Source organism: Pseudomonas sp. R1-15, assembly GCF_051132085.1.
Taxonomy (GTDB): Bacteria; Pseudomonadota; Gammaproteobacteria; order Pseudomonadales; family Pseudomonadaceae; genus Aquipseudomonas.
The window spans coordinates 103,005-118,172 of sequence record NZ_CP071660.1; the positions used below are offsets into that span (position 1 = coordinate 103,005).

A 15,168-nucleotide genomic window follows, 5' to 3' on the forward strand; every position below is an offset into this window, starting at 1 on the left:
CTTCCTTATTCGGTACAACCTGGATAAATGGTGCACTGCCTTCCGTCCGGCATTTGAAAGCCACTGAAATCCTTGTGATTGCCAAAGCAGAATGCGTATTGGTCTTCGAAGTTATCGCCCATACAGCGTTTCCAGCCTTTAGGAAACTCGACCCAGGTGTCCTTCATGTAGGGTCGTTCCTCGTCCGCCAATTTGATCCTCATCCTCACGGTTTTCCCCGGCAATTGATCGAGGGTGTACGCCGAAAAAGGCCGACCGATTCCAACGTCGCCCTTTAGGTTGGTTTTTTTACAGTCGAGGATTTTTCTGAGGACTCGGGGCTTACCCGAAGTGCGAAACAACCATTGGCATTGGCCATGAAAAACGCTCTCGCCCGCTTCGCTGAAGGTGCCCTTGTATTGCTCCTCCAGCTCATTACGGATGACCACATTGGCAGTGTCTCGGCTGGAATCGAGCCAGTGCGGACCATAGATAGAGCTGATTTCGAGCTCGATACGACTGACCACCAACGGACAGCCGCTGCGAGTCCTACGGATAAGAATTTCGGCAACGGGTTTGTCCTTGCTTTTGAATACTGGTGCCTTGTTGTCTTTTTTCTCGACGGTGCAGGTTTCCCCCGGCGCGGGGACGTAATACACCGCCGCCTCATAGGCAAAACCCGGCGGCAAATCACCCTTGAAAGTAAATGTGTCCGATTGTTTGTCGGCGCACCCTGCAGCGATCGCCATGCAGCAGCCCAGGTATGTGCCCCGTAAGACCCGTGTCATAGCGATGATTCTCCTTACCAGAAACCCGCCATCACCAGACGTAACGCCAACTCCATTTTTGATTGCGTCATGCACTGAATTCCTTATTCGGTACAGCCCGGATAAATGGTGCACTGCCTTCCGTCCGGCATTTGAAAGCCACTGAAATCCTTGTGATTGCCAAAGCAGAATGCGTATTGGTCTTCGAAGTTATCGCCCATACAGCGTTTCCAGCCTTTAGGAAACTTGACCCAGGTGTCCTTCATGTAGGGTCGTTCCTCGTCCGCCAATTTGATCCTCATCCTCACGGTTTTCCCCGGCAATTGATCGAGGGTGTACGCCGAAAAAGGTCGACCGGTTCCGACGACGCCCTGTGGGTTGGTTTTTTTACAGTCGAGGATTTTTCTGAGGACCCGGGGCTTACCCGAAGTGCGAAACAACCATTGGCATTGGCCATGAAAAACGGTCTCGCCCGCTTCGCTGAAGGTGCCCTTGTATTGTTCCTCCAGCTCATCACGTATAACCACGTTGGCAGTATCTCGACTGGAATCGAGCCAGTGCGGACCATAGATGGAGCTGAGGACGAGCTTGATACGGCTGACCACCAACGGACAGCCACTGACGGTTCGGTAGAGGGGGATTTCAGCGTTCGGCAGATAGTCCTTAGGCCATTGCAGGTTGTATCCGAGCTCAGTGTCTCTTCCTCCCGGCACGGTGCAGGTCTGGCCTTTGTTCGGGACATACACCGCGATGGCCTGATAGCCGAAACCCGGCGGCAAGTCCGCCGTAAAAGTAAATGTGTCCGGTTGTTTATCGGCACATCCCGCAGTGATCGCCAGGCAGCAGCCCAAGCATGTGATCCGTAAAGCCTGTGTCATAGCGGTGCCTCTCCCCGCCAGAAACCCGCCATCACCAGACGTAACGCCAACTCTATGTTTGATAACGTCATGCGCTGAAATCCTTATTCGGTACAGCCTGGATAGATGGCGCACTGCCTTCCGTCCGGCATTTGAAAACCGCTGAAGTCCTCGTGATTGCCGAAGCAGAATGCGTATTGGTCTTCGAAGTTATCGCCCATGCAGCGTTTCCAGCCATGGGGGAACTTGACCCATGTGTCCTTCATGTAGGGTCTTTCCTCGCTTGCCAACTTGATCTTCATCCTCACCGTTTTCCCCGGCAGTTGATCAAGCGTGAACGCCGAGAAAGGCCGACCGATTCCAACGTCGCCCTTTAGGTTGGTTTTTTTGCAGTCGAGGATTTTTACGATGCGTCGTTTGGCCCCCGAGGTGCGGAACAGCCACTGGCATTGGCCGTGGAGGGTGCTCTCACCCGCCTTGCTGAAGGTGCCCTTGTATTGCTCCTCCAGCTCATCACGTATAACCACGTTGGCAGTATCTCGACTGGAATCGAGCCAATGCGGGCCGTAGACAGAGCTGATTTCAAGCTCGATGCGACTGACCACCAGCGGACAGCCGCTGCGAGTCCTACGGATAAGAATTTCGGCAACGGGCTTGTCCTTGCTCTTGAATACTGGTGCCTTGTTGTCTTTTTTCTCGACGATGCAGGTTTCCCCCGGAGCGGGGACGTAATACACCGCCGCTTCATAGGCAAAGCCAGGCGGCAAATCACCCGTCAAAGTAAATGTGTCTGGTTGTTTGGCACATCCCGCAGCGATCGCTATGCAGCAGCCCAGGCATGTGCCCCGTAAGACCTGTGTCATAGCGATGCTTCTCCTTGCCAGAAGTCCACCATCAACCGCACACGTTCAAAATGCTCCTCAGGGCTTTCGCCTTCGCGTGCTTGCCACTGCGTCGGCGTCCGTGTTGGCGTTTGCAGGCGTTGTGTCAGGAAAAAAGCCAGTTGTTCAGGCGCCAACCAGTTCCATGCTTCGGCCTGGTCGAGGGTGGCACGCAACCAGGCGTCCGGGTCCTCGTGTTCGGCGAGCTTCGCGTAGGCGTCCAGGTGCTCGGCCAATAAAAAGCGTCGGGCATTGATCCGGCGTGTTGCTCGTGCTTGCTGTTCGGGTGTGGGCACTTGCAACCAAAGCGGTACCTCCGGCACCGGATGGATCCCGGGTGAGGAGTTGTCGATGTGTTCCCAGCGATCACCTTGCCAATAGCACACGCTATTGACCGGACCGAGATAGGCGGCATGCGCTTCGACTGGCAGATACGCAAGCGCCCGGGCCAATACCCGGTTGTCGTGGAAGCGATACACCGCTTGATGAGGACGCTCCCCGACAATCAATCGCTCGCGCCAGTGCCCGACCAACTTGGGGAGGTGGCCCTTGGGGAGGCTGGCGAGCCAACCCCAATGACTGTCCGGTCGTTTGAGCAACTCCTGGAGATTTTTATCGTTAGGGTTATCGAAGGTGAAGACAAACGGCCCGACCTCGCTGAGATCGGCAATCAGGGTTTTGCTGTAGACGCTCAGGTATTGATCGGGTCGACTGTTCTTGATCAGGGCCTGGAGCATCGGTTGTTCGCCGTCCGCATCCAGGATCACACACAGGGCATGGCCGAGGCGGAGGTGTTCAAGCAGCCACTGCCGAGGTTGGGTATCGTTCATGCGGCTATGGGCTCCATCGGGCATGCGCCCTCGCGGCAGGCTTCGCAAAGGGGGCAGAAATCCGCTCCGGCGACCTTGCTGGTTGTCATGAGGGCGCGTTGGGTGGGCGCAAGCGTGGGCGGCAGGTTGAGCAGCGTAGCCAACGGGTCGATCGACCCTGGATCGAATGCTGCGGCACGTGCACCGGGAAGCGGGGCGCCACCCAATTGGATTGCGCTACTGCTGAAAATGCCGCCATGGCCGATCACGATATGCTCGCCTCCGGCACTCAGGCTGAGCGTCGCTCCCGCTTCCAGGACCAGATGAGCACCGGCTTTTATATGCACCTGCTGGCCGGCCTCGACGATCAGCACCTGGTCCGCGTGGGTATGGCGATTGGCAACGTGCAGGTAGTCGTTGGCTTTTACCTGGACCGTGCGATCGGCGGCGATGGTCCGGTGTTCACCGGCGTGCAGCACCGTGGTGCTGTTGCCCTTGATGTTTTCTCGACGTTCATTGCCGATCTCCAGTCGGCTGTCATGCTCGATCTTCTGCTCCATGTCGCGCTGGGCTCGGAGGTAAATCAGCTCCTGCCCCGCGCGGTCTTCCAGCTGTAGCTCATTAAAACCTTGGCCACCCGGTGAGCTGCGGGAACGAAACACCGTTCGGGTCTTATGTGCGGGCAACTGATAGGGCGCGGCGTTGCTGCTGTTGACCAGGCAACCGCTGATCAGAGGTTTGTCTGGATCGCCTTCCAGGAAGGTCACCAGCACTTCCATGCCTACCCTGGGGATGGTGACGGCGCCGAAGCCGTTCCCGGCCCAATTGGACGCCACCCGCAGCCAGCAGCTGCTGTTTTCACTGGTATCGCCGGCGCGATCCCAGAAGAACCTGACCTTGACCCGGCCGTACGCGTCGCAATGGATTTCTTCGCCTTGCGGACCGGTAACGATAGCCGTCTGGCTTCCGGACATTCGAGGTTTTTCATGAGCTCGTGGTGAGCGAAAAATCGAATCCCACGGCGTGGCGACAAAGCTGTTCCGGTAGCCTTCGTTCTCAGGGCGTCCGACGTCGTCGTCCAGGCCTTCCTCCAGCACTTGCGACTGGATGCCTTGATGATGCAACTCGGTCAACAGCCACAAGTCGTTCAATTCCGGACGCGGGTGCTCACTTAACATCAGGAAATGGCCGGACACCAATTCTGGCTGATCACTTGTACCCTCGGCCCTGCGATAGTCGGCGCGATGGCTTTCAAAGGCCCGCCGGGTCAATCGCTTCCCATGCTCCTGTTGGATGAACCCCCCAGGATAATCATAAGCCTCCAGGTCCGGTCGGATTTTGTTGATGGCTGGCTGGTAGTCCTGTTCGAGGATGAACGTTGATTTCTCAAAATCATAATCACGACGAGTAACCCTGCTGGTCCGGGTTTCCAGCTGCACATCGAAACGTTGTACAACCGGCTCCTCGCCCAGCAGGCCGTTGCCTTGTTTATAAGCCGTGGGACGATCAAGCCTCTGGAATACGGTCTGGTCATCGCCAAACACCAGGTGATGCCCCGACTTACTATGCTGGAAATGATAGTGCAGGCCTTCTTCCTGACACAGGCGAGCGATGAAAGCCAAGTCCGATTCGTGGTACTGGACACAGTAGTCACGCGGTGAGTAGCTCGTACCCAGTCGGAAGCTATAGGCGTCAGCCAGTATTCCATATTCCTTGAGAATGGAAGAAATGATCTCGGGAACAGTGATTTGCTGAAAGATGCGTTGATTGGTGCGGTACTGCAAATAAGCCAGCCTGGGAGTCAGTTGCACGTGGTAATGAGCCAGGCGTTTTGCGGAGTCGCGTTGAGTTACACGGTGGATCTGTCCATGGACGCCACAGTCCTTTGCGTTAAACCCAAGAAACGCCTGCTTGTGCAAGAGTTTCTCGAGGTCCAGATTCTTTCGTTCGCTGACCAGTTCTATATCGAACAGATAAGGGGTACTGATTGCTTCGCGGCCTTCGAATTTCAGTACCTGAAGATCACGCCCGAAATCCTCGATATCAAGATGAAACATAGGAAACGCGTAACGAGTGGGCATGTTCCGTTCCTTCGCAGTGGGCTGGCTTCCCTTCATTGAAGCAAGTCAGAGGACCGCCGCACTCCATCACGATGAAAAAAAGACAGGTATGTAAGAATTCTCTAAATTAAGCGTAGGTAGAAATCATTCGTCTCAATTCTGCTTCGAATGGGTATGTTAAAAGTTGGAAAAAAGTAGTAGGGCTCTCGGGGTTATAGTTTGAGTGCTAAAGATTTTTTGATTGATACCGTATTTAGAGAAGTTTCCTACATTTTTATTTTTAAAACCTTGGCATGCTTCGCGTCGATCGGTAGCGGTGCATGAGCCAAGTCCGCTTGCGTAAGTTATCGCTGATGAAAAGATTTCTGACGGTTATGTCGAAACTGGTGTTGATGGCTTGCCGCTGATTAATAAAGCTGAGCAAATTTTGAAGGCATACATGTCTTACTCTGAAAAACTTTCTGCCCATTATCTGGTCCTTGCCAGTTCTCCCGTTTCCAGCGAAAACTTCGCGGGGGTAGATGTGCGTTTTTCAGATGAATATGAAGTTTTGGAACGCGAGCTCGGCAAAGCCCAGTCGATGCATGAGAACGGCCAGATCGACTGGCTGAAGATCCTTGAAAAAAGTGAAGCCCTGCTGCGTACCCAGTCAAAAGATTTGCGAGTGGCCGCCTGGCTGACCTGGGCGTTGTACCAGCGTGAGTCCTTCCAAGGGTTGCTAGCCGGCCTCGGGCTTTTGCGACACCTGTGCAAGAACCATTGGCTTGAGCTCCACCCGGTCAAGACCCGAACCCGTGCCGCCAGTTTTCATTGGTTGGTGCCTCGCCTGGAGCAGGCGTTAAGTGAAGATGTCGCGATAGGCAAACAACTGCCGTTGTTCCGTCATCTGGCAGAACAACTTGAAGACCTTGATGCCGTCTTCACCACTCATCTCGGCAATGACGCGCCTTTGGTATTGCCGCTGTGCCGACGTCTCAAGGGCATGATCCAGCGTGTGACCAGTGGCCAGCCGCAGCCTGGATCTGTCGGGACGATGGTGGCTCAAGTAAAACAAGCCGCTACCCAACTGCTCGCTTCCGGTGCTCCGATCGAGAACGAAAGGGATGCCCACAAGGTGTTGCGGGCTCAGCAGGAAAGCGCTCGTACGTTATGCGCCTGGTGGCTCAAGCAAAAAGTGACGGATGCGCGCGCGCTGCGCCTCAACCGCACCTTGCTCTGGTTGGGCATCGACGCGGTGCCGGAGCGCAATGCCGGACAGGTCACCCAGCTACGCAGGCTTCCGGTGGATAAGCTCAAGGCTTATCAGGACAGACGCGAGCGGGGCGAGTACGCGGACCTGCTGGTAGAGATCGAGACCAGCCTGACAAAGGCGCCGTTCTGGTTCGACGGTCAGCGGCTCGCATGGGAGTGTCTTCAAGGGTTGAATGCCGAATCGGCCATGCGCGAGGTAGAGGTCCATTTCGCACTATTCATCCATCGCCTTCCGGGCGTCGTCGAGCTGCGCTGGCACGACGGCGAGCCGTTCGCCGACCCGGCCACCCGGGCCTGGATCGCTGCGCAGGTCATGCCTCGGCTGGAACGCCCCAACACTGCGCCACGAGTCGAGGCCATCGATAACCAGGCGCCTTGGGAGCTGGCCCTGGAAGAAGCTGGATCAATACTGACCGTGGACGGCCTCAAGCCTGCCGTTCAGTTTCTCAGGCAAGGGATGCAAACCGCTGAGGGTGCGCGGGCGCTTTTCCTTTGGCGGTTCTCATTGGCTCGCTTGTGCTTCTCGGCCAAGAAATACGAGCTTGCCAAGGTCCAGCTCGAAGCGCTGAACCAGGCGTTGCAAGACGCGGGCTTGAATGCCTGGGAGCCCGATCTCGAGCTACAGGTCCTGCATTTGCTGCATCACTGCTGTGAGTTATTGCCCCAGAACCACCTCGTTCGCGAGCGCAAGGATGAAACCTACCGCAGGTTGTGTCATCTCGACCTGGAACGGGTCATCGAATAGGCCTGCAGGCCTCTAATCGCAAGGAGAAAAGTCATGGCCAAAGAAGGCTCTGTCGCCCCCAAGGAACGCATCAACGTCACCTTCAAGCCTGCTACCGGAGGGGGCCAGGAAGAGATCGAACTGCCCCTCAAACTGTTGGCAATCGGTGACTACATCCATCGCAAGGACGAACGCAAGATCGAGAACCGCAAACCGATCGGTATCGACAGGATGACCTTCGACGAAGTATTGGCCAAGCAAGAGCTGAGCCTGCTCCTGAGCGTACCGAACCGCCTCCAGCAAGAGAGCGATACCGACGAGCTCGCCGTACAACTGCGCTTGCGTTCAATGAAGGATTTCAACCCGGCGAACCTGGTCGACCAAGTGCCTGAACTCAAGAAGTTGATGGAGCTGCGAGATGCGCTGGTGGCACTCAAAGGGCCGTTGGGCAACGCACCGGCGTTTCGCAAGGCCATCGAAGGCGTGCTTGCCGACGATACATCCCGCAGTCGCGTGCTGGATGAACTGGGCCTGGCTGCCTCAGCCCCGGACGTTTGATTCTCTCTCAGCCAAGGAAGTCGCCATATGAATAATCACGCAGCGCAGCACCGAGATAGCGGCGAGTACAGCATTCTCGAAAGCATCATCGCTCAAACGCGCCTGACGCCTGAAGACGACGCCTATGACATTGCCAAGCGAGGCGTGTCGGCATTCATCGAAGAGCTTCTCAAGCCGCAGAACAGCGGCGAGCCAGTCAAGAAGGCCATGGTTGACCGCATGATCGCCGAGATCGACTCCAAGCTCAGCCGCCAGGTGGACGAGATCCTCCATCACGCCGACTTCCAGGCATTGGAGTCGGCGTGGCGTGGCCTTCAGCTATTGGTTGATCGCACGGATTTTCGCGAGAACATCAAGATTGAGATGCTCAATGTTTCCAAAGACGATTTGCTGGATGATTTCGAAGACTCGCCGGAAGTCATGCAGTCGGGTTTGTACAAACACATCTACACCGCCGAATACGGTCAGTTCGGCGGCCAGCCGGTCGGGGCGATTATCGCGAACTATTTCCTGTCTCCCGGATCCCCCGATGTGAAGCTGATGCAGTACGTAGCCAGCGTGGCGTGCATGTCCCATGCGCCCTTCATCGCTGCGGCCGGTCCAGGATTTTTTGGTCTGGAAAGCTTCACTGGCCTGCCAGACCTCAAGGATCTCAAAGGGCATTTTGAAGGTCCGCAATTCGCCAAATGGCAAAGTTTTCGTCAATCGGAAGACGCACGTTATATAGGCCTTACCGTGCCGCGGTTCCTTTTGCGTACACCCTATGATCCGCAGGAAAACCCGGTCAAATCCTTCGTCTACAAGGAAACCGTTGCCAATGACCATGAGCATTATTTGTGGGGCAACACGGCGTACGCATTCGGCACTCGGCTCACCGACAGCTTTGCCAGGTTTCGCTGGTGCCCGAACATCGTCGGCCCCCAGAGCGGCGGCGCGGTTGAAGATCTGCCATTGCACCATTTTGAAAGCATGGGCGAGATCGAAACCAAGATCCCGACCGAAGTGCTGGTCTCCGACCGTCGCGAATACGAGCTGGCCGAAGAAGGCTTCATCTCACTGACCATGCGTAAAGGTAGTGATAACGCTGCGTTCTTCTCCGCCAGTTCCGTGCAGAAACCGAAATTCTTTGGCATCAGTGCCGAAGGCAAGGCGAGCGAGTTGAACTACAAGCTCGGTACGCAACTGCCTTACATGATGATCGTCAACCGCCTGGCTCATTACTTGAAGGTGCTGCAGCGTGAGCAGCTCGGCTCGTGGAAAGAACGCACCGACCTTGAGCTGGAGCTGAACAAGTGGATCCGCCAATACGTCGCCGACCAGGAGAACCCGAGCCCCGAAGTCCGTGGCCGGCGGCCGCTGCGTGCGGCCCAGGTCATTGTTACAGACGTGGAGGGTGAGCCGGGCTGGTATCGCGTCAGCCTGAATGTCCGCCCACACTTCAAGTACATGGGCGCCGATTTCACCCTGTCGCTGGTCGGCAAGCTGGACAAAGAGTAAACGGAGCCCGCGCCATGACTGGATACGGCAGCCTTTTCGAACGCTTGAATGGCGATACCGAAGCACGCTCGGGATTGAGTCGCGATGCCTGCGCCGTAGCGTCCGTGGCTGCCCATCTGGCAAAAATGCTTTGCACCCGAGCGGGCAGCGCACAAATCGCAGCCGATTACGGATTGCCCGACCTCAACGATATGCGGCTGAGTTTGCACGACGCCCGTGGTCAGGCCTGTCGTGCGATCCAGGCCTCTATCGAGGCCTACGAGCCGCGTTTGAGGAATGTCTGTGTCGTTTCAGCGCCCAATGATGCCGACCAGCTCCGCCTGTCTTTTCACATTGACGCCTTTCTGGAAGTGGAAGGCTTCAGGGGAGCGGTGAATTTCTCCGCATGCCTGGACGGCAATGGCCAGGTCAAGGTCATTCAGGGATAGATATGTCATTCAATCAGTACTACCAGAGCGAGTTGAGCGCGCTTCGCCAGTTGGGCCAGCGTTTTGCCGAGCGAAATCCTGCGCTGGCACCGTTCCTCGGCCAGGCTGGCCGCGACCCTGATGTTGAACGGTTGCTGGAGGGCGTCGCGTTCCTGACAGGGCGTTTGCGCCAGAAGCTCGATGACGAATTGCCGGAGTTGAGCCATTCGTTGATGCAACTGCTTTGGCCCAACTACATGAGGCCGCTACCGTCCTTCGGTATCTTGCAGTTTGATCCGCTACAGCGGGCTGGCCCCGCATTGCAGGTCGAGCGCGATACGCCGGTGGAGAGCAAGCCGATCAAAGAGGTGATCTGTCGTTTTCGAACCTGTTACCCGACCGAGGTATTGTCGCTGGATCTGACTGGGCTCGGTTACTCGGTAAAGGGAAACGGCTCGTTATTGAGCCTGCGTCTGCAGATGACTTGCGATGGCCACCTGGGAGAGTTGCAGCTAAACCGTCTGCGCCTGCATCTGACCGGCGAGCGTTACATCAGCCAGATGCTCTACCTCAATCTGATGCGCAACCTGGAACATGTCCAGCTGATCCCGTTGGGCGGTGATGGCGGTCCCGTAACCGCTGCGAATGGTGATCCCCTGACGTTCAGGATCGCCGCCAGCCAAGTCCGGCCGGTGGGGTTCGCCGACGAGCACGCGCTGGTCCCTTATCCGTTGAACACCTTTCGCGGCTATCGCTACCTGCAAGAATATTTCGCGTTCCAGGAAAAATTCCTGTTCATCGATGTCAATGGCCTCGACGTACTCAACACGTTGCCGCAAGACATCCTGAAACAGATGCGAGGGCTGGACCTGCGTTTCGACATCGGCAAGAGCGGTAATCAGCAGTTACGTCCGACGTTGGATAACGTAAAGCTTTATTGCACGCCTATCGTCAATCTGTTCAAACATGACGCGCAGCCGATTCGCCTGGATGGGAAGCAGGATGAATACCTGCTCTTGCCGGCCCGATACGACCCTGAACACTGCGGCGTGTTTTCCGTCGAGAGCGTTACTGGCTGGAACCCCGGTGGGCTGGGTTACCAGGCCTACGTGCCTTTCGAATCGTTCGAACACGATTCCAGTTTCGACGTACCTGGCAATCGCGGTTATTACAGCGTTCGCCAACGGCCTTCGTTGCTACACGGTGGCTTTGACACTTGCCTGGGATTCGGCATCCGGCCCAACCCGACCCAGGAGACGCTGTCGATCGAGTTGATGTGCACCAATCGGAACCTGCCGCGCCAGCTCAATCCGGGTGATATCAATCAACCGGGCGACAAGAGCCCGGCGTCGCTTGGCTTCCGCAACATCGGTCCGGTTACGCCGAGTTACGCGCCTCCGTTGGATCGTGACTTCCTCTGGAAGCTCATCAGCAACATGTCGCTCAATTACCTGTCGCTGGTGGACGTCAATGCGCTGAAGGTAATACTCGAAACCTACGACTTTCCGCGTTACCACGACGAACAAACCGAAAAGGTCAGCAAGCTTCTGCTGAGCGGCCTGAAGGCGATTGAACACCACCATGTTGATCGGCTGCATCACGGCTTGCCCGTTCGCGGCATATGTACAGAGCTGACGATCGATCCTCAGGGCTATATCGGCGAAGGCGATTTGTACGTCTTCGCGTCCGTCCTCAACGAGTTTTTCGCGCTCTACGCCAGCCTCAACTCGTATCACCAGTTGCGGGTAAACAGTACGCAGGGAGAGGTGTACCAATGGACACCCCGTATGGGCCAGCAGCCGCTTCTATGAGCGCGCTGACGAGAGGTATACGCGAGTATTCGTTGTTCCAGGCGATCTTACTCGTGGTCGAGCGGCTGCGCGGCGCCCATCCCGGGCTGGATGACGAAGCACTGTATGACCAGTTGGAGTTCCAGGCCAATCCGAGCCTGGGGTTTCCGGCCAGTGATATCGAGCGCGTGGAATTTTTCCAGGAGCATGGGCAGGTGCGGGCTCGCCTGAGTATCAACCTGATCGGCCTGGTGGGAACAGGATCACCGGTACCGGCGTTTTATGGCGAGCAGGCGTTGGGAGACGGCGATGGCAATCCGACTCGCCAGTTCCTCGACGTATTCCACCATCGCCTCCAGCGGTTGATGCTGCCGATATGGCGAAAATATCGTTACTACCAGAGTTTCCAGAGTGGCGCTCGGGACCCGTTTTCGGAGCAACTGTTCGCGCTTATCGGTCTGGGAGGCGAAGAAATTCGCAAGGCTACTCAACTGAACTGGAAACGCCTGTTGCCGTACCTGGGCCTGTTGAGTCTCCGAGCCCATTCGGCAGCCTTGATCGAAGCGGTGCTGCGTTATTACTTCAAGCACGCCGAGCTAAGCCTGGAACAGTGCGTAGAGCGCCGGGTCGAGATTCTCGCCGAGCAGCGCAATCGACTTGGAGGCGCCAATAGCCTGTTGAGCGAAGACCTCGTGCTGGGCGAACGGGTTCGTGATCGCAGCGGCAAGTTCCGGATCCATATTCGCGAACTGGACTGGCAACGTCTGCACGAATTTCTGCCAATCGGTGTTGGCTACCAACCTCTTTGCACACTGGTGCGCTTCACCCTGCGTGATCCCCTCGAATATGACATTCGCCTGGTCTTGCGCCAGCAGGAAATACATGAGCTGCGTATCGGAGAGCAGAACACTTGCCGCCTGGGATGGACCAGTTGGCTGGGGCTTGAACACGCCGACGGCGTGGTGTCCCTCGGCAGCAGTATTCATCAGGAACGAGCGAAATGATCAATGTGGATCTTCAGCAACTTATCCAAGCGTTGGACGCAGATACCCGGGGCGATCTGGAGCGCTCGGCGCAGCGATGTGCGGATCGTGGCGCAGACAAGATCCTGGTGGATGATCTGTTGCTGAGCCTGTTGGAACGTAGCCAGAGCTTGCTTGTGCGTGCCTTGCTGGATGCCGGGATAAGTCCAGGGCAGTTGAGCGCGGTTCTTCAACCCCGGGCTGAACACGGCGCTTCACGTAATCCGGTATTTGCCCTTGAGCTGGTGCAATGGCTGCAGGATGCGTTATTGGTGGCGAATCTCGAGCTAGGTCAAGGCAGTGTCACGGAGGCCGCGTTGATCCTGGCGTTGTTACGCAACCCCATTCGTCATGCCGGCACTCGGTACCAGCCGTTGCTCGCCCGGTTGAGCATCGAGCGGCTGATGGATTTCGCCCGGTCCCGACAGTCACAGACGAACGACAGTCCACCCGCCATGCCGGGCGATTCGTTACTGGAGCGCTTCACTCATAACCTGACCCGGCAGGCTCGTGATGGCAAGCTTGATCCGGTGCTATGCCGGGACGGCGAAATCCGGCAGATGATCGATATCCTTTCGCGTCGCCGCAAGAACAATCCGATCGTTGTCGGTGAAGCCGGGGTCGGCAAGACTGCCATCGTCGAGGGGCTGGCGTTGCGCATCGTCGCAGGAGAAGTGCCGTCAGGGCTTGAAGGGGTGCAAATCCTTTCGCTGGACATGGGGCTGCTGCAGGCCGGAGCCAGCATCAAAGGGGAATTCGAACGTCGCCTCAAAGGGGTGATCGACGGCGTAAAGTCTTCATCCACTCCCATTATTCTGTTCATTGACGAGGCCCATGCATTGGTCGGCACAGGTGGGAGCGCCGGCGGTTCAGACGCGGCCAACCTGCTCAAGCCGGCGCTGGCCCGAGGCGAATTGCGCACAATTGCGGCCACGACATGGGCCGAGTACAAGAAATACTTCGAAAACGACGCGGCCCTCGCACGTCGTTTCCAGCCGGTGCAACTACACGAGCCGACCGTCAGTGATGCGGTGACAATCCTGCGTGGGTTGGCCCGGGTTTATGAGCAGAGTCATGGCATCTATCTGCGTGATGATGCGGTGGTCGCCGCGGCGCGGTTGTCAGCTCGCTATCTGGCCGGCCGTCAATTGCCGGACAAGGCCGTCGATGTGCTGGATACCGCCTGTGCTCGGGTGCGTATCAGCCTGGCTGCAGCGCCGCGAAGCCTTGAGCGCCTGCGTGGAGAACTGGCCGAAGGCGAGCGACAACGTCAGGCCTTGTGTCGTGATGCACAGGCCGGGTTGCCGATCGATCACCAGGCATTGGCGACGCTTGAGGTGAACCTCGAAGCTATTGAAGAAAAGCGCCAGGTTCTGGAGTCTCGTTGGGTCGAGCAACGAGTGCTTGCCGAACGCCTGTTAACACTACGCCAGCAATTGGTCGGGGCGCGGGAGGATGGGTCGCAGGTCATGAAAGTCGAGACGCTGGAAGCGGCGTTGGACGAAACCCACCATGCGCTGCTAATCGCCCAGGCGGATGAGCGCCTGGTCAGCTTTGAAGTGTGTCCACGCCTGGTAGCTGAAGTAATCAACGCATGGACTGGCGTGCCGTTGTCGCAGCTGGCATGCGAGCACAACAGCAGGATCACCCGTTTCGCGGATGACTTGCGCGCGCGCATCAAGGGGCAGGAACCAGCCGTGCAGGCCCTTGATCGCGCGATGCGGGCGGCCGCGGCTGGCTTGAACAAGATCGATGCTCCTGCGGGTGTGTTTTTGCTGGTGGGCCCGAGCGGTGTCGGCAAGACCGAAACGGCGTTGGCCCTGGCGGATTTGCTATACGGCGGAGACCGTTTTATCACGACGCTCAACATGGGCGAGTTCCAGGAGAAACATACCGTTTCCCGACTGATCGGCGCGCCACCGGGTTATGTCGGGTTCGGCGAGGGCGGCATGCTCACCGAAGCCGTCAGGCATAAGCCCTATTCTGTTGTGTTGCTCGACGAAGTTGAGAAAGCTGATCCGGATGTGCTGAATCTGTTCTATCAGATTTTCGACAAGGGCCTGGCCAATGACGGCGAAGGACGGGAGATCGATTTTCGCAACACGCTGATTCTGATGACGTCGAACCTGGGCAGTGAACGCATCAGTCAATTGTGCCAAAACAACGCGCGACCAAGCGCCGAACACCTCGAAGAAGCTATCCGTCCATTGCTCAGTCAGCATTTCAAACCTGCATTGCTGGCGCGGATGTGTGTGGTGCCGTACTTCCCGGTAAGTGGTGCGGTGTTGCGTGAGCTCGTGGAGATAAAAATGGCTCGCTTGGGCGAGCGGCTGAAACGTCGTCAGTTGGGATTCACTTATTGCGCGCAGCTTGTCGACCAGTTGGTCGAGCGTTGTGACCGCAGCGACAGCGGCGCGCGGCTTATCGATCACTTGCTCGATCTTCATCTGATGCCGCGATTGGCCGACCGCTTGCTCACGGCGATGGCGAACAATGAACAGCTGCGGCATGTCCACGCCACGCTTGATGATCAAGCCAGCGTAGTGTGCGAGTTCACTTGATGAGC

Annotated in this window: 12 protein-coding genes; 7 read left to right on the forward strand and 5 right to left on the reverse strand. The window is 57.0% G+C overall.

Annotated elements, in window-relative coordinates; translation table 11 throughout:
- Positions 1-5 precede the first annotated feature (5 nt).
- The 5 genes from J3P97_RS00440 to J3P97_RS00460 all read right to left on the reverse strand — a co-directional run bounded on the left by J3P97_RS00440 (position 6) and on the right by J3P97_RS00460 (position 5,374).
- Positions 6-767 carry a hypothetical protein gene (locus J3P97_RS00440; protein WP_434674596.1) on the reverse strand — a complete coding sequence of 254 codons (762 nt, stop codon included), beginning with the start codon at positions 765-767 and terminating at the stop codon, positions 6-8.
- Between the two features lie 83 nt (positions 768-850).
- A complete protein-coding gene (locus tag J3P97_RS00445) occupies positions 851-1,624 on the reverse strand; it encodes a hypothetical protein (protein WP_434673222.1) in 774 nt (257 codons plus the stop codon).
- Between the two features lie 83 nt (positions 1,625-1,707).
- Positions 1,708-2,466 carry a hypothetical protein gene (locus J3P97_RS00450; protein ID WP_434673223.1) on the reverse strand — a complete coding sequence of 253 codons (759 nt, stop codon included), beginning with the start codon at positions 2,464-2,466 and terminating at the stop codon, positions 1,708-1,710.
- Positions 2,463-3,314, reverse strand: a complete 852-nt coding sequence (locus tag J3P97_RS00455) for a DUF4123 domain-containing protein (RefSeq protein ID WP_434673224.1) — start codon at positions 3,312-3,314, stop codon at positions 2,463-2,465. Before J3P97_RS00455 ends, J3P97_RS00450 begins: the two co-directional genes overlap by 4 nt.
- Positions 3,311-5,374 (reverse strand): type VI secretion system tip protein VgrG, encoded by a 2,064-nt coding sequence (locus tag J3P97_RS00460; RefSeq protein WP_434673225.1) that lies wholly within the window; start codon positions 5,372-5,374, stop codon positions 3,311-3,313. The genes J3P97_RS00455 and J3P97_RS00460 overlap by 4 nt, the downstream gene beginning before the upstream one ends.
- 418 nt (positions 5,375-5,792) lie before the next feature.
- Here J3P97_RS00460 and tssA point away from each other — a divergent pair, with 418 nt between their 5' ends.
- From tssA to tssH, 7 genes are read left to right on the forward strand one after another with little or no spacing between them, the layout of a single operon-like run.
- The gene (gene tssA, locus J3P97_RS00465) at positions 5,793-7,349 is read left to right on the forward strand and encodes a type VI secretion system protein TssA (protein ID WP_434674597.1); all 1,557 of its coding nucleotides are present in this window, start codon (positions 5,793-5,795) and stop codon (positions 7,347-7,349) included.
- Between the two features lie 33 nt (positions 7,350-7,382).
- Positions 7,383-7,886 carry a type VI secretion system contractile sheath small subunit gene (tssB, locus tag J3P97_RS00470; RefSeq protein WP_434673226.1) on the forward strand — a complete coding sequence of 168 codons (504 nt, stop codon included), beginning with the start codon at positions 7,383-7,385 and terminating at the stop codon, positions 7,884-7,886.
- Between the two features lie 27 nt (positions 7,887-7,913).
- Complete coding sequence (gene tssC, locus J3P97_RS00475) at positions 7,914-9,383, forward strand: type VI secretion system contractile sheath large subunit (protein WP_434673227.1); 1,470 nt, start codon at positions 7,914-7,916, stop codon at positions 9,381-9,383.
- 14 nt (positions 9,384-9,397) lie between these two features.
- Positions 9,398-9,811 (forward strand): type VI secretion system baseplate subunit TssE, encoded by a 414-nt coding sequence (gene tssE, locus J3P97_RS00480; RefSeq protein ID WP_434673228.1) that lies wholly within the window; start codon positions 9,398-9,400, stop codon positions 9,809-9,811.
- Positions 9,812-9,813: 2 nt separating this feature from the next.
- Positions 9,814-11,601: a type VI secretion system baseplate subunit TssF gene (gene tssF / locus J3P97_RS00485; protein ID WP_434602419.1), complete on the forward strand. Its 1,788-nt coding sequence runs from the start codon at positions 9,814-9,816 to the stop codon at positions 11,599-11,601.
- Entirely contained in the window at positions 11,565-12,584 is a 1,020-nt protein-coding gene (tssG, locus tag J3P97_RS00490) for a type VI secretion system baseplate subunit TssG (RefSeq protein ID WP_434673229.1), read from the forward strand. The genes tssF and tssG overlap by 37 nt, the downstream gene beginning before the upstream one ends.
- Positions 12,581-15,163 (forward strand): type VI secretion system ATPase TssH, encoded by a 2,583-nt coding sequence (gene tssH, locus J3P97_RS00495; protein ID WP_434673230.1) that lies wholly within the window; start codon positions 12,581-12,583, stop codon positions 15,161-15,163. Before tssG ends, tssH begins: the two co-directional genes overlap by 4 nt.
- Positions 15,164-15,168: the final 5 nt, after the last annotated feature.